Below are 18,495 nucleotides of genomic sequence, written 5' to 3'. Positions count from 1 at the left end.
CGCCTGCGGGTCGCTACTTCTTCGCGCCGTAGCGGGCCTCGAACCGCGCCACACGGCCACCGGTGTCGAGGATCTTCTGCTTGCCCGTGTAGAACGGGTGGCACTCGGAGCACACGTCGGCACGGATGGTGCCGTCCGCGACGGTGCTACGCGTGGTGAACGAGGCGCCACAGGTGCAGCTGACCTGGGTCTCGACGTAATCCGGGTGGATTTCGCGCTTCAAGGGGATCTCCTAGGTTCGGGAGGGCACCGGGTCGCAGAGGCGGGATTGCCTTACGTGAACCGGGGCCGACGTACCAGTTTGCCAGCACTGGCCGTATCCCCCAAAACGAGAGGTGGCGGCCGGTTATTCCAGCGGGTCCCGCGGGCCGTCGGGGCCCTATTTCACGACGTCGTCGGCCTCGGTCCTGGCACCCGCGCCGTCCTTGACCGCGGAGTCCGGGATCGGCTGGTCGTTGCGCAGGGCGGTCCAGAGCTGCTGGGACGCCTCCGCGAGCGGGATCACGCGGTTCTTGTCGACGGGGTCGTCGCCGACCGGCAGCGTGACCATGTGCATGTCCCCGGAGCCGATGCCCTTGAGCCCGTTCGAGAACGAGTAGAGCTTGTCGATCGAGTTGAGCTCGGAGTCGGTGGTGAGCGCCTTGGTGGCGGTGTCCGCGATCCCGTAGAGCTTGGCCGGGTTGGTGAAGACGCCCACGTGCTTGACCTGGTCAAGCAGCGCCTTGATGAACGCCTGCTGGAGCTTGATCCGGCCGAGGTCGCTGCCGTCGCCGACGCCGTGCCGGGTCCGCACGAGCCCGAGGGACTGCTCGCCGTTGAGGGTGTGGGTGCCCGCGGCGAGGTTCAGGTGGCTGAAGTTGTCGCGGATGGGCTTGGTGGTGGTGACCTGCACCCCGCCGAGCATGTCGATCAGCTTCTGGAAGCCGGCGAAGTCGACCTCCAGATAGTGGTCCATGCGGATGTTGGTCATCTGCTCGACCGTGGCGACCGCGCAGGCGGCGCCGCCCACCGAGTACGCGTCGTTGAACTGCGCGCGCTTGACGGCCGGGCTGGTCTTGCCGTCCGGCGTCCTGCACTGCGGCCGCGGCACGATCGTGTCGCGCGGGATGCTGACGACGCTGGCCTTCTTGTGACCCGCGTAGACGTGGACGATCATCGCGGTGTCGGAGCGGGAGCTGCCCTCGTCGCGGCCGTACTTGCCGTTGGCGCCGGCGCGGGAGTCGGAGCCGAGGACGAGGATGTCCTGCGAGCCGTTGTCGATGTTCTCCGGGCGGTTCTTGCCCAGCGCCGCGTTGATGTCGACGCTGTTGAGGTTGCCGTTGAACTTGAAGTAGAGGAAACCGGCGCCCGCGCCTCCGGCGACGACCACACCGGCCGTCGTCCACGCGGCTATTCGCCAGCCCCTGCGGCGGGCACGGACCTTGCGGCGCCGGCCACGCCCACCACCGGCACGTCGGCGGTGCGAACCCGTCGGCGTACCCCTGCTGTCGTCGCTCATGCGCTCCTCAGTCCTTCGGTGTCTGTCTACCCCTTGCTGGTTGACGGGGAAGTCTGCGTCAGGGTTGCACAGCGCGATCTGAGGACCTTCTTAGAAAAGCTCAGACCAGTGGCCCCTACACCCATCCCCTTCGCCTACTGCCACCTGCGGTTTCGGTCATTCGCGGGGGCCCGGTTCCGGCCAGGTCCGAGCGGCGGTCCCGTGACGCAGATCTCAGAAGATCACAAGGGGATAACGAAAGGCACGGGCCCTCCCCGCCGGGTGGCGGGGAGGGCCCGTGCCTTCGAATGCCGCGATCAGTCGTTGCCGTTGCCCGAGGAGGGCGTGGTCTTCGCGATCTGCATCAGGAACTCGGCGTTGGACTTCGTCTGCTTCATCTTGTCGAGAAGCAGCTCGATGGCCTGCTGCGAGTCGAGCGCGTGCAGCACCCGGCGGAGCTTCCAGACGATGGCCAGCTCCTCGCCGCCCAGGAGGATCTCCTCCTTGCGGGTGCCGGAGGCATCCACGTCGACGGCCGGGAAGATGCGCTTGTCGGCGAGCTTCCGGTCGAGCTTGAGCTCCATGTTGCCGGTGCCCTTGAACTCCTCGAAGATCACCTCGTCCATGCGCGAGCCGGTCTCGACGAGCGCGGTGGCCAGGATGGTCAGCGAGCCGCCGTCCTCGATGTTGCGCGCCGCGCCGAAGAACTTCTTCGGCGGGTAGAGCGCGGTCGAGTCGACACCACCGGAGAGGATGCGGCCCGAGGCCGGGGCGGCCAGGTTGTAGGCGCGGCCCAGACGGGTGATCGAGTCCAGCAGGACGACCACGTCGTGACCCAGCTCCACGAGGCGCTTGGCGCGCTCGATGGCCAGCTCGGCGACGGTGGTGTGGTCCTCGGCCGGGCGGTCGAAGGTCGAGGAGATGACCTCGCCCTTGACCGACCGCTGCATGTCGGTGACCTCTTCCGGACGCTCGTCGACCAGGACGACCATCAGGTGGCACTCGGGGTTGTTGACGGTGATCGCGTTGGCGATCGCCTGCATGATCATGGTCTTGCCGGTCTTCGGCGGGGCCACGATCAGACCGCGCTGGCCCTTGCCGATCGGCGCGACCAGGTCGACGATCCGGGTCGTCAGCACACCCGGGTCGGTCTCCAACCGCAGGCGGTCCTGCGGGTAGAGCGGGGTGAGCTTGTTGAACTCCGGCCGACCGCGCCCGGTTTCGGGCGCCATGCCGTTCACCGAGTCCAGCCGGACAAGGGCGTTGAACTTCTCGCGCCGCTCGCCGTCCTTCGGCTGCCGCACCGCGCCGGTGACGTGGTCACCCTTGCGCAGGCCGTTCTTGCGGACCTGGGCGAGGGAGACGTAGACGTCGTTCGGACCGGGGAGGTAGCCGGAGGTCCGGATGAAGGCGTAGTTGTCGAGGATGTCCAGGATGCCCGCGACGGGGATCAGGACGTCGTCGTCCGAGACCTGCGGCTCGTTGCCGAAGTCGTCGCGGCCACGGCGGCCACGGCGGTCGCGGTAGCGGCCGCGGCGGCCGCGGCGGCCACCCTCGAAGTCGTCCTCGTCCTGCGGGCCGCCCTGGGGGCCCTGCGGCGCGCCACGGTTGTCGCGCTGCTGGCGGTTGCCGCCCTGCTGGCCGGCGTCCTCGCCGCGGTTGCCACGGCGGTCGCGGTCGCCGCGCTCACCGCGCTCGCCACGGTCTCCGCGCTCGCCCCGCTGGCCGCGCTCGCCGCGGTCACGGCGCTCGCTCTTCTGGCCGCGGTCGCCGCGCTCGCCGGCCTTGACGGCCTTGCCCTCGGCGGTGTCCGCCGCGGCCTCGGCCCGCTCGTCGGCGCGCGCCCCGTCCTTGGCCTCGACGGCCTGCTCGGGGCTGCCCGAGGGCGCGGTAGCCCGACGGCGGCGGCGCTCGCCGGCCGGCTGCTCATCGCTGCTCGGCTGACCGGGAATCTCGATCTGCTGCTGCGTGGCGGCCTTCTCGGCGGGCTTCTCGGCCTTGTCGGCCGCGGCCGACTCACCCGTACGCGCCTTGGAGGTGGCGCGGCGCTTGGGCTTGGTCTCGGTGTCGGACGCCGCCTTGGCGGGCTCGGCGGCCGTGGCCTTGGCGGGCGCGGCGGAGCCGGCCTGCTTCTCCTTGATGACCTCGATCAGCTGGCCTTTGCGCATCCGCGCGGTGCCCTTGATGCCGAGGCCGGAGGCGAGCTGCTGGAGCTCCGCCAGCACCATGGCGTCGAGGCCCGTGCCCGAGCGTCGCCGCTTGGGGGCAGTGGCAGCACCGGTGGCAGGCGCGGCGGGAGCGTCCGTGGCGGGCGCGGCGGCATTGCCGGCGGCACTGCTGGCAGTGCCGGAGGCGGTCACGCCCATCAGATCGGTGGTGTCGCTCACGAAGGGGTCCTTCCCTGGAGCGGGCGTCGGCCTGTCTGGCTCGGCGACCGGTTGTGCTGTCCGGCTGCGGTCTGGCTGTGCGGACCGGGCCGGGGCGGTGGTCCGCCGGTACGGCGGAAGAATCAGTTCATTGGTTCCGGCGTGAAGAAATGAGGTGAAGACACGACGCTTCAACTTCACTCATGTCACCCACGCCGATTCCGGAGCGTGCTCGAAGCTGCTCAGGCAGGCTGCTCAGGCAGTTTGGGAGGCTCCCGGAAGAAAAGCGGTCCCTGATCGGGACACAGAGCACCGAGCCGATGTGGCTTCGAGTGCAGACTTGAGGTTAACACTACCGGATCCCACAAACATTCCCCCTCTCAAAGACCGGCAACCGCTATTTTTCGCGGGTCCCGGGTCGTGCCAGGCTCCGCGCTGGTCAGGCGAGCGGAAGCACACTCGTCCCCCCGGCGTCGAGGGCCAGCCGGTTGGCCGCCCACCCCTCACCCGCCAGTCGTGCGACCTGGGCGGCCGCACCGTTCTCGGCCAGCGCGAGCACCGTGGGGCCCGCGCCGGAGATGACCGCGGGGACGCCGTCCGCGCGCAGTCGGTTGACCAGGGCCACGCTCTCGGGCATCGCCGGGGCCCGGTACTCCTGGTGGAGCCGGTCCTCGGTGGCCGCGAGCAGCAGCTCGGGGCGCCTGGTCAGCGCCTCGACGAGCAGCGCCGCGCGCCCGGCGTTGGCCGCGGCGTCCACATGGGGGACGCTCCGCGGCAGCAGCCCGCGCGCGGTCTCGGTCAGTACGGGCCTCGCCGGGACGAAGACCACCGGAACGATGGAATCCGAGGGGTCCATCCGAATGGCCCGTGCCACGCCCGACTCCATCCACGCCAGGGTGAATCCGCCGAGCAGGCAGGCCGCGACGTTGTCCGGGTGGCCCTCGATCTCCGTGGCGAGCTCCAGCAGCGCCGCGTCGTCGAGCTTCTCGGCCCCGCCTATCGTCACGGCGCGGGCGGCGACTATGCCCGCGCAGATGGCGGCGGACGACGAGCCCAGGCCCCGGCCGTGCGGGATCCTGTTGGCACAGACGACCTCCAGGCCGCGCGGCTGGCCGCCGAGCAGGTCGAAGGCGGTGCGCAGGGACCGCACGAGCAGGTGGCTCTCGTCGCGCGGGAGGCTCTCGGCGCCCTCGCCCGCGATGTCGATATGCAGCCCGGATTCGGCCACCCGGACCACGACGTCGTCGTAGAGCCCCAGCGACAGGCCCAGGGCGTCGAAGCCGGGGCCGAGGTTCGCGCTGGTGGCGGGGGTGCGCACGCGGACAGCGGCGGCGCGGAAGGCGGGACCGGCCATCGCTCGATGACTCTCCTTGGTGTGGCCTCGGTAGGGCGTGCAACGTCCGCAAGGGCCGCGACGAGATGCCGCGCGGTGACGGCGGGGGTCTGCGACGGGGCGGAGTGGTTACAGCCTATCGAAGGAAGGTTCAGCGGCGACATAGGGCATGGGAGGCGCGTCGCCCACGCCGGACGGGTTTTCCCGGAATGAAGGAATCCGGTCAATCCGGCCCGTCCGGCGGCACGGAGGAACAAACGGGGGGCGATCCGGGGCCGGGCCGCGGACCGTGACGTCAGGCCAGGCCGAGGCGTTCGGCGGCGGCGTCCGCGTCCACCGGCACGGTGGACGGCTGCGGGGCGCCCGCCACCGCCCAGTCGGGGTCCTTGAGGCCGTTGCCGGTGACCGTGCAGACGATGCGCTGACCGGGGTCCACCAGGCCCGCTTCGGCGGCCTTGAGCAGACCGGCGACGCTCGCCGCCGAGGCCGGCTCGACGAAGACGCCCTCCTGCGAGGCCAACAGGCGGTAGGCGGCCAGGATCTGTCGGTCGGTCACCTCGTCGATGAGGCCGCCCGATTCGTCGCGCGCCTGCTCGGCGAACTGCCACGAGGCGGGGTTGCCGATGCGGATCGCGGTGGCGATGGTGTGCGGGTCCTTGACCGGCTCGCCGCGCACGATGGGCGCGGAACCGGACGCCTGGAAGCCCCACATCCGGGGCCTGCGGGCGGCGATCCCGTCCGTGGCGTACTCGCGGTAACCCCGCCAGTAGGCCGTGATGTTGCCCGCGTTGCCGACCGGCAGGACGTGGATGTCGGGCGCGTCGCCGAGCGCGTCCACGATCTCGAAGGCGGCGGTCTTCTGGCCCTCGATCCGCACCGGGTTCACGGAGTTGACGAGTGCGACGGGGTACTTCTCGGACAGCCCGCGCGCCAGCGTCAGGCAGTCGTCGAAATTGCCGTCGACCTGGAGGATGCGCGCGCCGTGCACCAGCGCCTGGCCCATCTTGCCCAGCGCGATCTTGCCCTGCGGCACCAGGACGGCGCAGACCATCCCGGCGCGCACGGCGTAGGCGGCGGCCGAGGCGGAGGTGTTGCCGGTGGAGGCGCAGATGACGGCCTTGGCGCCCTCCTCCTTGGCCCGGGTGATGGCCATGGTCATCCCGCGGTCCTTGAAGGACCCGGTGGGGTTGGCGCCCTCGACCTTGAGATGGACGTCACACCCGGTGCGCTCCGAGAGCACCTGGGCGGGGACGAGCGGCGTGCCACCCTCGCGCAGGGTGACGACGGGCGTGTCGGCCGAGACGGGGAGCCGGTCGCGGTACTCCTCGATGATGCCGCGCCACTGATGGGTGCCGGAGGTCCTCCGCGGACCGTTGTTGGCAGACATTGCTTCGTTGCTCCCCTTATTCGCCTTCGACCCGCATGATGCTCGCGACACCGCGGACCGTGTCCAGCTTGCGCAGCGCCTCGACGGTCGCCGAGAGGGCGGCGTCGGGGGCCCGGTGCGTCACGACGACGAGGGACGCCTCGCCGTCCTTGCCCGTCTGGCGGACCGTGTCGATCGACACGTCGTGCCCGGCGAAGACCGTGGCGACCTGCGCCAGGACACCGGGCTTGTCGGCCACGTCGAGGCTGATGTGGTAGCGCGTGACCACATCGCCCATCGGGCTCACGGGCAGCCGGGTGTAAGCGGATTCGCCGGGGCCGGTGGTCTCCGCGACCTTGTTGCGGCACACGGCGACGAGGTCGCCGAGGACCGCGGACGCGGTCGGCGAGCCGCCGGCGCCGGGCCCGTAGAACATCAGCTGACCGGCCGCCTCGGCCTCCACGAACACCGCGTTGTACGCCTCGCGCACCGACGCCAGCGGGTGGCTCAGCGGGATCATCGCCGGGTGCACGCGGGCGGTGACGGACTTGCCGTCGGCGGCGCGCTCGCAGATGGCGAGCAGCTTGATGGTGCAGCCCATCTGCTTCGCGGACGCGAAGTCCGCGGCGGTGACCTCCGTCATGCCCTCGCGATAGACGTCGTCGAGGCGCACGCGGGTGTGGAACGCGATCCCGGCCAGGATCGCGGCCTTCGCGGCGGCGTCGAAGCCCTCGACGTCGGCGGTCGGGTCGGCCTCCGCGTACCCGAGCGCGGTGGCCTCGTCCAGCGCCTCGGAGTAGCCCGCGCCGCTGGTGTCCATCTTGTCGAGGATGAAGTTGGTCGTGCCGTTGACGATGCCGAGCACGCGGTTGACCTTGTCGCCCGCGAGGGACTCGCGCAGCGGCCGTACGAGCGGGATGGCACCGGCCACGGCCGCCTCGTAGTAGAGGTCCGCGCCCCGGGCCTCGGCCGCGGCGTGCAGCGCCGCGCCGTCCCCGGCGAGCAGCGCCTTGTTGGCGGACACGACGCTCGCGCCGTGCTCGAAGGCGGTGGTGATCAGGGTGCGGGCCGGCTCGATGCCGCCGATGACCTCGACGACCACGTCGATGTCACCGCGCTTGACGAGCGCGGTGGCGTCGGTGGTGATCAGCTCCTCCGGCACCCCCGCGCGCACCCGGCCCGGACGGCGCACGGCGATGCCCGCGAGCTCGACGGGCGCGCCGATGCGCGCCGTGAGGTCGTCCGCGTGCGTCGTCATGATGCGCGCCACCTCTGAGCCGACCACTCCACAGCCCAGCAGCGCCACTTTCAGCGGACGCGTACGCATCATCCGACCCCTGCTTCTCACTCGTCTTCAACCCGGTACATCTTCGGTGGTCACCAGTCTCACTCACCGGACGGGGGATTCCCTCCCCCGTCCAGTATCCGAGATCTTTACTTCCGTTTTTACCTGGAATCCGCTGCCCCAGTCAGCCGACGTCGAGCCGGAAGAGGTCCTCTTCCGTCTCCCGCCGGACGATCACGCGCGCCGTGCCGTCCTTGACCGCGACGACCGGCGGGCGCAGCGCGTGGTTGTAGTTGCTGGCCATCGAGCGGCAGTAGGCGCCGGTCGCGGGCACGGCGAGCAGGTCGCCGGGGGCCAGGTCACCGGGGAGGAAGGCGTCGCGCACGATGATGTCGCCGGACTCGCAGTGCTTGCCGACGACGCGGGAGAGCATCGGCTCGGCGGTGGAGGCCCGGGAGACCAGCGCGACGCTGTACTCGGCGTCGTAGAGCGCGGTGCGGATGTTGTCCGACATGCCGCCGTCCACGCTCACGTACGTGCGCAGGCCCGGCAGTTCCTTGACCGTGCCGACCTCGTAGAGCGTGAAGGACGGCGGCCCGGCGATGGCGCGGCCCGGCTCCACGGACAGCCGCGGCACGGCGAGCCCGGCGGCCGCGCACTCGCGGGTGACGATGTCGCGGAGCGCCCTGGCGATCTCGTGCGGCTCGCGCGGGTCGTCCTCGGAGGTGTAGGCGATGCCGAGGCCGCCGCCGAGGTCGATCTCGGGCAGCTCGACGCCGTGCTCGTCGCGGACGTCCTTGAGCAGACCCACGACGCGGTGCGCGGCCACCTCGAAGCCCGAGGTGTCGAAGATCTGCGAGCCGATGTGGGAGTGGATGCCGACGAGCTCCAGGCCGTCCAGCTTGAGCGCGCGGCGGACGGCCTCGGCGGCCTGTCCCCCGGCGAGCGCGAGCCCGAACTTCTGGTCCTCGTGGGCGGTCGCGATGAATTCGTGCGTGTGCGCCTCGACGCCGACGGTCACCCGGATCTGGACGCGCTGGCGCTTGCCGAGCCGCTCGGCGATGTGCGCGACACGGACGATCTCCTGGAAGGAGTCCAGGACGATCCGGCCCACCCCGGCCTCGACGGCGCGGGTGATCTCCTCGGTGGACTTGTTGTTGCCGTGCAGCGCGATGCGCTCGGCCGGCATCCCCGCGTCGAGGGCGGTGGCCAGCTCGCCGGCGGAGCAGACGTCGAGGTTGAGCCCCTCCTCGTGCAGCCAGCGCACGACGGCGCGGGAGAGGAACGCCTTGCCCGCGTAGAAGACGTCCGCCTCGGTGCCGAAGGCGTCGCGCCAGGCGCGGCAGCGCGCCCGGAAGTCGTCCTCGTCGAGGAAGTAGGCGGGTGTCCCGAACTCCTCGGCGAGCTCGGTGACCTTGATCCCGCCGACGGTGGCCACGCCGTCGGCGTCCCGCGTGACGTTACGGGCCCACACGCGCGGGTCCAGGGCGTTGAGATCGGTGGGCGGCGCGGCGTAGTGGCCCTCAGGCAGCACATCGGCGTAGCGGGGCCCGGCGGGGTGTGCGGAACGGCTCATGGCTCTGATCTCCTCAGAGGTGTGCGGGTGCGGTGATGCCGAGCTGGTGGAGGCCGTCGGCCAGCACCTTGCCCGTGGCCTCGGCGAGGGCCAGTCGGGCGCGGTGGACGGCCAAGGGTTTCTCGTCACCGCGCGGCAGCGTGGGACACGCCGCCTGCCAGCGGAGGAAGGCGTCGGCGAGACGTTCGAGGTGGCGGGCGAGCCGGTCGGGGGCGCGGGTGGCGCTCACGCGGGGATGGTCGCCGAGGGCGGCGAGCACGGCAGCCGCGCTCTCGTCCGGCATCTCTCCCGGCTCGGGGCCGAAGCCCAGGTCATGGGCGTTGCGCAGCAGGGCCCGGGTGCGGGCGTGGGCGTACCGGACGCGGAAGAGGGGGTTGCTCTCGCGCTGCACGAGCAGCAGGTCGCGGTCGAGGCCCGGGGGGCAGAGGAGGCTCCAGCGGGCGGCGTCGGCGCCGAGTCCGCGGACGAGTTCGGGCGGCGGCTCGGGCAGGACCCGCGGTGCCCCGCCCGCTCCCCCGTCGAGCACCTCCCGTACGAGGCGGACGTGGGAAGCGCCCTCAAGAGTGATGTTGAGGAAGCCCGGTCCGGCGATGTCGACCCGGGCGATGCCGGGTTCGGCGGCGAGCCTGCGCCGCAGCACCTCGGCGATCTCGGGGGCGGGGCGGCCGCTCTGCTGGGCGATCCGCAGGGCGACATTGGTGGCGTAGTCCCCGCGGCCCGGCCGGGGCGGGACCCGCACGGTGACCCGGTCGGGCACGACGGCGCTCAGCTCATCGGCCTCGACGGCACGACGCACCGTGTGCAGAACGGTGCGGGAGAGCTCGGCGGGGGTCACGGGGCCAAGCCTAGGCGAGAAGGGGGGAGGCTCGGCGAACAGGTTTCAGAAGGTGGGACGCGGCGTCTTCACGCGGCGGTCCTCCGGGCCGCTTCCCCGGTCGTTCCTCAGTCGTTCCTTCAGTCGCCGGACGGTCTCGATGTGGCCGATGTGGGCGCGCGCCGCCGCCCGTTGTGGAGGGAACCCGTGTCCCCGGGGGCCGGGGCCCCCGGCAACCCGTCATCGCCCTCTCCCTTGCGGTGCCGCACCAGCCGCCGAACGAGCCGGACCATCTCCGTCGGCTCGAAGGGCTTCGCCAAGAACGCGTCGACCCCGGCGGAACGCCCGCTGTCGACCTCCGGCTGGGTGCAGGCGCTGATGATCGCGATCGGTATGTCCCGGGTCCGGGCGTCGGCCCGCAGCCGCGCGGCCGTCAGCAGCCCGTCGAGGCGGGGCATGACGACATCCAGGGTCACGACGTCGGGACGCACGCGGTGCACGATCTCCAGGCACTCGGCACCATCGGCCGCGGTCACGAACTCGAAGCCCTCCAGCTCGAGGTTGACCCTGATCAGCTGCCGGATGACCTTGTTGTCGTCGACGACAAGGACCCGGCCGGACAAGCCAGGCACAACCCGAGAGTAAGCGCGACCGCCACGCTGCGTCCGGGTTTTCCCCACTTCCACCCCGTGCGGGCGACCGCCCCTCGCCCCCACCTCCAACGACGTTGCGGGACACCCGTCCGGAGCTGGTAATGTTCTTCCCGTCGCCGCGAAAAGCGGCGGACACGCCCCCGTAGCTCAGGGGATAGAGCAACGGCCTCCGGAGCCGTGTGCGCAGGTTCGAATCCTGCCGGGGGCACTTCGCTTCAGCCAGCGCCGCGAGGCGGCTGACCTGCCGAAGTGCCGGACATCGAGAGCCGGACCCAGTCCCACTGGGTCCGGCTCTTTGTCGTTGTCCATCACTGGTGGCGCGTGAGTGGCGCGTGAGAATCCGGCCGGGTCAGGATCCGGTGGAGGCGCTGCCGTTCTCGTCCGCCTCAGGCTCCTCGTCCCACCCCATCGCCTGATCGATCTTTTTGTTGTTCACCTCCTCGTGGCCGTCGATGCAGCCCTCGTAGCGGCGGTGGATGACCTCCGGCGAGTTCCCCGCGCGACGGGCCACCTCGGCGACGGGGACACCCGCGTTCAGCCAGTTGGTGATGCACGTGTGCCGCAGGTCGTAAGGGCGGTGCGCGAGTGGGGAGTCCACCTTCTCCGGCGGGAGAGCGATCGGGCGCGCCTCCTGCCACACCCGCCAGTAACTGGACGTGCCGAGAACCTCCCCGCGCTCGTTCGCGAAGACCCGGCCGTCCTTCGCCGTGCCGAACTCCTCCAAGTGGTCGCGGAGCATCGCGACCAGTACCGGCGGAATGGGCACCGGTCGGTCCGCCTTGATTTCGCGGGACTTGAGCCCCCGCTTGTCGTGGCGCTTACCGGAGTTGGTCCACTTCTTGCCGGACACCGGCCGGGTCTCCCGAAGGGTGAGAGTCCCCCACCCCTTCTCGGGGAGGTAGCAGTCCTTCTTCCGAAGGCCGACCGCTTCGGCGGGCCGCATCGCCGCGTAGAGCTGGCAGGCGAAGAAGGCGACCAGCCGGCGCCCTCGGTTGCGGTGGAGAGATCCGATGTACGAGACGGCGACCAGGAGTTGGGAACCCTGAACGGAATTGACCAGGACCCGGGGGTCCACCGCATCGCCACGAGTGGACCCGGTTCGCTTCACCCCCGCCAGCGGATTCTCTTCCAGATACCCGCATTCGATCGCGTACTCCATGGCCGTGTTGAAGCCGCGGCGACGGCGCTTGTAGGTCTCCCCCGCCGCCGGGGTGTCGTCCAGCTTGAACGAAAGGCGGTAAAGGACATCCCGCGCGACTTTCGGGTCGGTGAGAGCCGACAGGCGTAACGAACGGCGCTGGAGCCACTGGCAGGCGTCCGCGATTTCGGGAGGAGGTTCCTCTCCTTTGTGCGCAGGCACGACCGCCCAGCGCACCGCCAGCCGCGCCTCCTCCCGCGTGGGCGCCTTCTTCCCTTCCTCCATCATGGCGAGCGCCACCGTGGCCAGGCTGTCAGCGAGCCCCTCGCGGGTCTTGGCGGCCGCCGTCGACCAACGGCTCGCCATGTACTCACGGCTGAAGTCCCACCACGAGGGATCGGGCCTGGTGCTCTCTTTCGCTGCGGCCGCCCGGAGTTCGGATTCGGGCAGACCGGTCTCGACATCGAATGCCTCGCCTTTGCGCATCGCCTGCCAGAGCTCCGAGCGGCGGCTCTCGGCGAGCGCCACAGTGGCGAAGCTGGCCGTCTTCACGCGGCCTGCGACCTTCCAACGAAGCTGGTAGGGCGCTTTCTTGCTCTTCACCTGGCTGACTTTCCAGACCCGTACGTCGGTGGAGAATGCGCTGATCGATTCCTCGCTCCCGGACGGGCGCCCTCGTGGCAGGCGCCCGGGGTCTGGCTGAATCTGCCCGTCGCGCCGCCGTGTCTTTAGCCACTGAAGCGGATCACGCGGAGGTCGCAGGCTGGGGGCACGAAATGCGTGCGTGGTTCTCGCTCACCACGGGCGATTACCGCGGCGTCATCGCCGCAGCGCAAGCCGGGATAGAGCAGGCTCCGCACCACAGCGTTGCTGTACAGCTCGCCGCGCAGGAGGCCAAGGCGTGGGCCCGCCTTGGAGACCGACGGCAAGTTGAGGTCGCGCTCGACCGGGGCCGGCGGATGCTCGAAGGGATGCCTCACCCGGAGAACGTCGATCACCACTTCGTCGTAGACCCTGCGAAGTTCGACTTCTACGCCATGGACTGCTACAGACTCGTCGGCGAGGACAGGCTCGCCCACACGCTCGCCAACGAAGTGCTCCGTGCCGGAACCGACTTCGACGGGACCGAACGCAAACCCATGCGAAACGCGGAAGCGCGGGTCACTCTCGGAGTGACCGCAGCGCGTGCGGGAGACCTTGACCAGGCTCTGCAGCACGGTGAACGCGCGCTGCAAGGGGACAGGCAGTCCGTTCCTTCGCTCATCATGACCAGCCGCGAACTCGCAGCCGTGGTCCGGGACCGCTACAGCAGCGAGCCGGCAGCACAGGACTACCTGGCACACCTTCAAGATCTTGGGCGGGCAAAGCCGGGGTTCCTACCGTCGCAGTGAGGTGTCCCAGCTGTCCGGTTGGGCCAGTGACCTGCGGGAACAGCCCGTACAGCCGAAACCGAAGCTGTCCGGGCTGTCCGGGTCCAGGTGGGCTGCGACATCTTCATTGATGTTGCAGCCCACCGCCAAGCACCAGCATCACGGGCTCTCGCGATGACGTTCAGCTGGCTGGGGCCCTCGTGCACGCGGAGATTACGCGTGGCACGTCCCGCCCAGCGGGACGCTGATAGCGTCGCTACGGGCGTATCTATCGCTAGGGGGTATAGATGTCGTTTGAAGAGGAATGGGCGCAGCTCGTCGCCGAGGCCAAGGCAAAACAGGCCCCGCACATGCAGCTCAACAGCGCAGGCGACGGAGGCCAGGGCAAGCTCCATGTAACGCCTGCCCTGCTGCGTGACCGCGCGGACAACGCGGTGAACAAGGCTGTCAAGGAATTCAGGGAAGCCCATACAGACGCTGTGTCCAAAACGTCGGACGCTTCAGGGTCAATGAAGGGGTTCGCTTCCAGCGGGGCGTTCGGCGACTTCGCCGACTCCTGGAAGAAGGGCGCCGCGTACGTGGCGGACCAGATCGGCGAAGAGGGGCTGGCAAAGGCCCTGCGGTCGGCCGCGGACTCCTTCGGGCACCAGGACAAGCAGTCGGAGAAGAGCTTCCAAGAGGTCCGCTCCACGTACAAACCCGGCGACATCATCTAAGGGAGCGCTATGTCCTTGACCTACACGGACCTCAGACAGGTGAACCTGGAGAAGCTGGCCTCCGCAGTGGGGGCCTGGGGGCAACTACCCAAGCGTGTTCACGACGCGGGGGAAACCTTCCGTACCCAAGTCGCCCAAGGGCTCCAAGAGTCGGACTGGCAAGGGGAATCAGCGGAGGCCGCGTCTACCGCCATTACAGGACTGTCCTTCCAGTTGGCGAACGCGGAGCAAGAGGCTCGCAGCGTCCACGACTTCCTGAACAGTTGCCTGGAGTCGTTCCGATCCGCGAAGAAGGAACTCGACGGAATCGCCACGGAACTGGCCGGGCACGAGCACCTGTCGCTCAGGCCTGACGACGGCTCGGTCTACGTGGACGCATCGAAGGTGAAGCCCGAAGAGCTGGCACACCTCCAGAAGGCGTACGAGCCCACCATCAGGTCCTACAAGGAGCGGACGCGCCAAGCTCTCGAAGACGCCAGCGAAACCGACGAGACGCTGAGCTGGACGCTGCGCAGCATGAAGCAGAGCTACGACAGCGGATTCCTTCCCACCGCCCCGACGAGCCTCTCGGACGCGCGGAAAATGCGTAGAGAGCAAGGCCGGGAGAACGACAAGAAGATTTCGCTTAAGCTGCTCTCCGACCAGGAGATCGCGGACAAGATGCAGCACGCGTCGGACGGCAAGTTCGGCAACCGCACGCTCAAGCCCGCTGCAGAATTCATCGGTTACCGGTCCTGGATGAACGCTGTCGACAGTTTCGGGAAACGGGACTGGGAGAGCATGAATTCGTACATCGTCGGCGGTACGCCCGGTTACGCGGCGGGCATGGAGGCGTGGCTGATGCAGACCTCCGGCGGCGGAGGACGGCACCGCAAACCCACACTGATGAACAAGGCCGGAGTGTTCGGCGGCAAGGTCTTCGGATTCCCCGCTGGTGTCCTCGCCACCGGCCTTGACTTCTACTACACACCTGCCATGCACGCCTCCGAGCGACCTGATGCGAAGATCATGGCCCCCAAGGACCCCGGACAAGTTCACTGGAAGTGAGGCGCGAATCAATGCAGCAGGGAAATCCGCAGCCGAGACGAAGGCGCCAAGAGCCCATCGCCTATGCGCCTTTCGCGAATCACCGGGCGCTCCTTCTGGGGATTCTAGGGACGGTGGCCGGAGTCGTGGGCACCGTCGATGGCTTCTCCACGGGTGCCGGCGTGCTCGAAATCCTCGGCTTTATCGGGATCGGGATCCTGGGCCTGGCTCTCGCCGTGGGGTACATCGTGGTCCTGTCGAAGAGGCCACCGTACCGGGCCAGACGTCGCTGACCCAGGCGGCTCGGGTTGCAGCCCCTCATGGATTGGATGTGCGCCCGGAGGATGCGGCAACGGGTCGCTGGACGCTCGCCGCCGGGGTGTATCGCGTGAGCGACGCGTGAATCCATGGCCCCTGTGGCTCCCCGATCACGTCCGCGCAGCTCAGCGGCCAGATTCGGGCGGGACGGACCACGCCCTCCGGAGCCGTGTGCGCAGGTTCGAATCCTGCCGGGGGCACTCGCCTGATCACCTCCCGAAGTTGGGATGTGAGCTTGGCGGATGCCGCGATCGAAGAGCCGGACCCAGTCCCACTGGGTCCGGCTCTTCGTCGTATCCGGACGCTCCCGGACCGCATTCCCACCCGTCCCAGCCCCCTCCCGCGCGACCCTCCGCGGGGTATGGTGCCGCCGTCGAGACGCCATCTCGGGCCGCTGGACGGCTTCTTGACGCGATGTCAGGCACATCGGGCAGCGAGAGGGCGGGCGGGCCGTGAGGTTTCGGCGGGGTGGGGAGCAGGTGCTTCGGACGCATCCCGCCCGGGACGATCCCGACCTGCCCGCCGCGCTGGAGGACGCTTGCATGGGGCGGTGGGAAGGGCCCCGGGATCTGCTCGCGGCGACCGGGGGCGACTGGGACCGGCGCGTCTTCCGGCTCCAGGTGCTGGCGCGGGCCGGCGCGACGCTGCGGTTCGCGGACACCTGGGCGCGGGCCGAGCCCGGGTCCGCCGACGCGCTCGCGCTGCTGGCGCACGTGCGGGCGCTGCGGTCGATGATCCGCGGGGTGGACGGGGGCCGCGCGGAGATGGAGCGGTCCTGGGCCACCTGCCTGGCCGCCGCCGAGGCCGCCCCGGCGGACCCCTCCCCCTGGGTGGTGATGCTCGCCCTGATCCGGGTGCACGCCCCCGGCCGGGAGATGCTGCGGCAGGTGTGGGCCGAGGTGGTGGCCCGCGATCTGTACAACCGGGAGGCGCACCACGAGGTCCTCACCTATCTCTTCGCGCGGAACCACGGTTCGGGCGCGGAGATGTTCCGCTGGGCGCAGGAGCGGGCGGACACCGCGCCCAAGGGGCTGCCGATCGCGGTGCTGCCGCTGGTGGCGGTGGCGGAGTCGCACCGGCGGCGGACGCGGACCGGGGCCGGCGGCCACGGGCCGGGCATCCACCCCTGGATCGACTGCCCGCACATCGACCAGGTGCTGGAGAACTGGTGGCGCCACCGGCCGCCGCGCCCGCACGCGCAGTTCATGGACGACGCGAACCATCTGGCGCACGCGCTCGCCTTCGCCGGGCGCCATGCCGAGGCGTACGACGTCTTCCGGGCGATCGGGCCGTACGCCACCGATGAGCCCTGGTCGTCCTGCGGGGACGCACAGGAGCTCTTCCTCCGGCACCGGGCGCGGGCGGCCCGCGCCGTCCGGCCCGGGAGCGAACGGAACACCTGACGAAGCGGAACACCTGAACAAAGAAGAAGCGCACCGCACATTCCTTGACCGCCGTTCATCGGAACGATCACGAGAGAGAGAATCGCGTGCCACTCGACGTACCCGGCGTCTCCGACGAAGAGCGTCTGCGACAGCTCGGCTATACCCAGGTGCTGGCCCGGCGGATGTCCGGGTTCGCGAATTTCGCCGTCTCGTTCACGATCATCTCGGTCCTCTCCGGGTGCATGACGATGTACGGCTTCGGCATGCGGACCGGCGGCCCGGCGATGCTCATGTGGGGCTGGGTCGGTGTCGGCGCGATGACGCTGGTCGTCGGGCTGGCGATGGCGGAGGTGTGTTCCTCCTATCCGACCTCGGCGGGGCTGTATTTCTGGGCGCACCGGATGGCGCCCGAGCGGTCGCGGGCGGCGTGGGCGTGGTTCACCGGGTGGTTCAACGTGCTGGGCCAGATCGCGTGCACGGCGGGCGTCGATTTCGGGGCGGCGTCCTTCCTCAACGCCTATCTGGACCTTCAGTTCGGTGTCGCGGCGACGCCCGGCCACACGATCGCCCTTTTCGGTGCCGTGCTCGTGCTGCACGCCCTGCTGAACACCTTCGGCGTCCGGCTGGTCGCCTTTCTGAATTCCGTGAGCGTGTGGTGGCATCTGCTGGGTGTGCTGCTGATCGTCGGGGCGCTGGCCTTCGTGCCGGACGGGCACCGGTCGACGTCGTTCGTCTTCACGCGTTTCGTGAACGACACGGGCTGGGGCTCGGGCCTTTATGTGGGGCTGCTGTCGTTGCTGGTGGCGCAGTACACCTTCACCGGCTACGACGCTTCCGCCCATATGACGGAGGAGACGAACGACGCCTCGGTGTCCGGGCCGCGGGGCATCGTGCGCTCGATCTGGGTGTCGTGGATCGCGGGTTTCGTGCTGCTGGCCGGGATGACGTACGCGATCCAGGACTGGGCGGGCTCGGTGGGCACCGGGACCGGGGTGCCGCCGGCGCAGATCTTCATGGACGCGCTGGGCGCCTCGGCGGGGAAGCTGCTGCTGCTCGTGGTGATCGTCGCGCAGCTGTTCTGCGGGATGGCGTCGGTGACGGCCAACTCCAGGATGATCTACGCGTTCTCGCGGGACGGCGCGCTGCCCTTCGCGCGGGTCTGGCACCGGATCAACCCGCAGACGCGCACGCCCACCAACGCGGTGTGGCTGGCGGCGCTCGGCGCCTTCCTGCTGGGGCTGCCCTATCTGGTCAACTCCACGGCGTACGCGGCGGTCACCTCGATCGCCACGATCGGCCTCTACATCGCCTACGCGGTGCCGACCCTGCTGCGGCTCCGCAAGGGCGCGGCGTTCGAGCGCGGGCCGTGGCACCTGGGGCGGTGGTCGAGGCCGGTCGGGATCACCGCGATCTCCTGGGTGGCGGTGATCACGGTGCTGTTCATGCTGCCGCAGTCCGGGCCCGTCACCGTCGACACGTTCAACTACGCGCCGATCGCGGTGGCCGCGGTCGTGGGCTTCGCGGGCGTGTGGTGGCTGGTGTCGGCCCGGCACTGGTTCCTGGACCCGCGGCACCCGCGGCACGCGGCGCCCGCCGGGCGGCAGGCCGGCCCGCCGCCGATGGACGCGTTCCGCTGGTAGCCCCGGTCGCGGACGGACCCGCCGCGTGCGGT

General features: G+C 69.9%; 16 protein-coding genes and 1 tRNA gene. 7 read left to right on the top strand and 10 right to left on the bottom strand.

The genetic code is table 11. The annotated features are described in order from the left end of the window. Positions 1–13: 13 nt before the first annotated feature. From rpmE to ACZ4A5_RS17235, 9 genes are all read right to left on the bottom strand, one after another. Positions 14–223, bottom strand: coding sequence for a 50S ribosomal protein L31 (rpmE, locus tag ACZ4A5_RS17275; RefSeq protein ID WP_361527219.1), 210 nt, complete (start codon positions 221–223; stop codon positions 14–16). 156 nt (positions 224–379) lie between these two features. Then, a complete protein-coding gene (locus ACZ4A5_RS17270) occupies positions 380–1,498 on the bottom strand; it encodes an LCP family protein (RefSeq protein WP_467583920.1) in 1,119 nt (372 codons plus the stop codon). A 296-nt stretch (positions 1,499–1,794) separates the two neighbouring features. Continuing rightward, positions 1,795–3,864 (bottom strand): transcription termination factor Rho, encoded by a 2,070-nt coding sequence (rho, locus tag ACZ4A5_RS17265; RefSeq protein WP_467583919.1) that lies wholly within the window; start codon positions 3,862–3,864, stop codon positions 1,795–1,797. A 418-nt stretch (positions 3,865–4,282) separates the two neighbouring features. Continuing rightward, on the bottom strand, positions 4,283–5,197 hold the full coding sequence (gene thrB / locus ACZ4A5_RS17260; RefSeq protein ID WP_467583916.1) for a homoserine kinase: 915 nt from the start codon (positions 5,195–5,197) through the stop codon (positions 4,283–4,285). Between the two features lie 274 nt (positions 5,198–5,471). After that, positions 5,472–6,563 carry a threonine synthase gene (gene thrC, locus ACZ4A5_RS17255; protein WP_467583914.1) on the bottom strand — a complete coding sequence of 364 codons (1,092 nt, stop codon included), beginning with the start codon at positions 6,561–6,563 and terminating at the stop codon, positions 5,472–5,474. Between the two features lie 16 nt (positions 6,564–6,579). Continuing rightward, on the bottom strand, positions 6,580–7,872 hold the full coding sequence (locus tag ACZ4A5_RS17250; RefSeq protein WP_467583911.1) for a homoserine dehydrogenase: 1,293 nt from the start codon (positions 7,870–7,872) through the stop codon (positions 6,580–6,582). Between the two features lie 139 nt (positions 7,873–8,011). Then, positions 8,012–9,403 carry a diaminopimelate decarboxylase gene (gene lysA / locus ACZ4A5_RS17245; protein WP_467583909.1) on the bottom strand — a complete coding sequence of 464 codons (1,392 nt, stop codon included), beginning with the start codon at positions 9,401–9,403 and terminating at the stop codon, positions 8,012–8,014. Positions 9,404–9,416: 13 nt separating this feature from the next. After that, positions 9,417–10,238 carry an ArgS-related anticodon-binding protein NrtL gene (gene nrtL / locus ACZ4A5_RS17240; protein ID WP_467583907.1) on the bottom strand — a complete coding sequence of 274 codons (822 nt, stop codon included), beginning with the start codon at positions 10,236–10,238 and terminating at the stop codon, positions 9,417–9,419. 119 nt (positions 10,239–10,357) lie between these two features. Further along, the gene (locus tag ACZ4A5_RS17235; protein WP_467583904.1) at positions 10,358–10,897 is read right to left on the bottom strand and encodes a response regulator; all 540 of its coding nucleotides are present in this window, start codon (positions 10,895–10,897) and stop codon (positions 10,358–10,360) included. A 109-nt stretch (positions 10,898–11,006) separates the two neighbouring features. Between ACZ4A5_RS17235 and ACZ4A5_RS17230 the strand changes: the two genes are divergently transcribed. Continuing rightward, a tRNA-Arg gene (locus tag ACZ4A5_RS17230) sits at positions 11,007–11,078 on the top strand. 141 nt (positions 11,079–11,219) lie between these two features. Here ACZ4A5_RS17230 and ACZ4A5_RS17225 read toward each other — a convergent pair. Then, positions 11,220–12,536 carry a tyrosine-type recombinase/integrase gene (locus tag ACZ4A5_RS17225; protein ID WP_467583901.1) on the bottom strand — a complete coding sequence of 439 codons (1,317 nt, stop codon included), beginning with the start codon at positions 12,534–12,536 and terminating at the stop codon, positions 11,220–11,222. Between the two features lie 248 nt (positions 12,537–12,784). Here ACZ4A5_RS17225 and ACZ4A5_RS17220 point away from each other — a divergent pair, with 248 nt between their 5' ends. The 6 genes from ACZ4A5_RS17220 (at position 12,785) to ACZ4A5_RS17195 (ending at position 18,463) form a co-directional block, all read left to right on the top strand. Continuing rightward, on the top strand, positions 12,785–13,399 hold the full coding sequence (locus ACZ4A5_RS17220; protein ID WP_467583898.1) for a hypothetical protein: 615 nt from the start codon (positions 12,785–12,787) through the stop codon (positions 13,397–13,399). Between the two features lie 266 nt (positions 13,400–13,665). Beyond that, positions 13,666–14,094, top strand: coding sequence for a hypothetical protein (locus tag ACZ4A5_RS17215; protein WP_467583895.1), 429 nt, complete (start codon positions 13,666–13,668; stop codon positions 14,092–14,094). Positions 14,095–14,109: 15 nt separating this feature from the next. Next, positions 14,110–15,141, top strand: a complete 1,032-nt coding sequence (locus ACZ4A5_RS17210; protein ID WP_467583893.1) for a WXG100 family type VII secretion target — start codon at positions 14,110–14,112, stop codon at positions 15,139–15,141. A gap of 125 nt (positions 15,142–15,266) precedes the next feature. Then, positions 15,267–15,413 carry a hypothetical protein gene (locus ACZ4A5_RS17205; RefSeq protein WP_467583891.1) on the top strand — a complete coding sequence of 49 codons (147 nt, stop codon included), beginning with the start codon at positions 15,267–15,269 and terminating at the stop codon, positions 15,411–15,413. A 504-nt stretch (positions 15,414–15,917) separates the two neighbouring features. Further along, complete coding sequence (locus ACZ4A5_RS17200) at positions 15,918–16,841, top strand: hypothetical protein (RefSeq protein WP_467583889.1); 924 nt, start codon at positions 15,918–15,920, stop codon at positions 16,839–16,841. A gap of 86 nt (positions 16,842–16,927) precedes the next feature. Further along, complete coding sequence (locus tag ACZ4A5_RS17195) at positions 16,928–18,463, top strand: amino acid permease (protein WP_398870490.1); 1,536 nt, start codon at positions 16,928–16,930, stop codon at positions 18,461–18,463. Positions 18,464–18,495: the final 32 nt, after the last annotated feature.

The sequence above is a fragment of the Streptomyces sp. NPDC025618 genome, from assembly GCF_055558795.1.
This window is presented reverse-complemented; position numbering and strand designations above follow the sequence as displayed.

Excerpts from the sequence above, each read along its gene's own strand:
- thrC (WP_467583914.1), bottom strand. The coding sequence starts at position 6,563 with ATGTCTGCCAACAACGGTCCGCGGAGGACCTCCGGCACCCATCAGTGG.
- ACZ4A5_RS17220 (WP_467583898.1), top strand. The coding sequence starts at position 12,785 with ATGCGTGCGTGGTTCTCGCTCACCACGGGCGATTACCGCGGCGTCATC.
- ACZ4A5_RS17250 (WP_467583911.1), bottom strand. The coding sequence starts at position 7,872 with ATGATGCGTACGCGTCCGCTGAAAGTGGCGCTGCTGGGCTGTGGAGTG.
- lysA (WP_467583909.1), bottom strand. The coding sequence starts at position 9,403 with ATGAGCCGTTCCGCACACCCCGCCGGGCCCCGCTACGCCGATGTGCTG.
- ACZ4A5_RS17215 (WP_467583895.1), top strand. The coding sequence starts at position 13,666 with ATGTCGTTTGAAGAGGAATGGGCGCAGCTCGTCGCCGAGGCCAAGGCA.
- thrB (WP_467583916.1), bottom strand. The coding sequence starts at position 5,197 with ATGGCCGGTCCCGCCTTCCGCGCCGCCGCTGTCCGCGTGCGCACCCCC.
- ACZ4A5_RS17270 (WP_467583920.1), bottom strand. The coding sequence starts at position 1,498 with ATGAGCGACGACAGCAGGGGTACGCCGACGGGTTCGCACCGCCGACGT.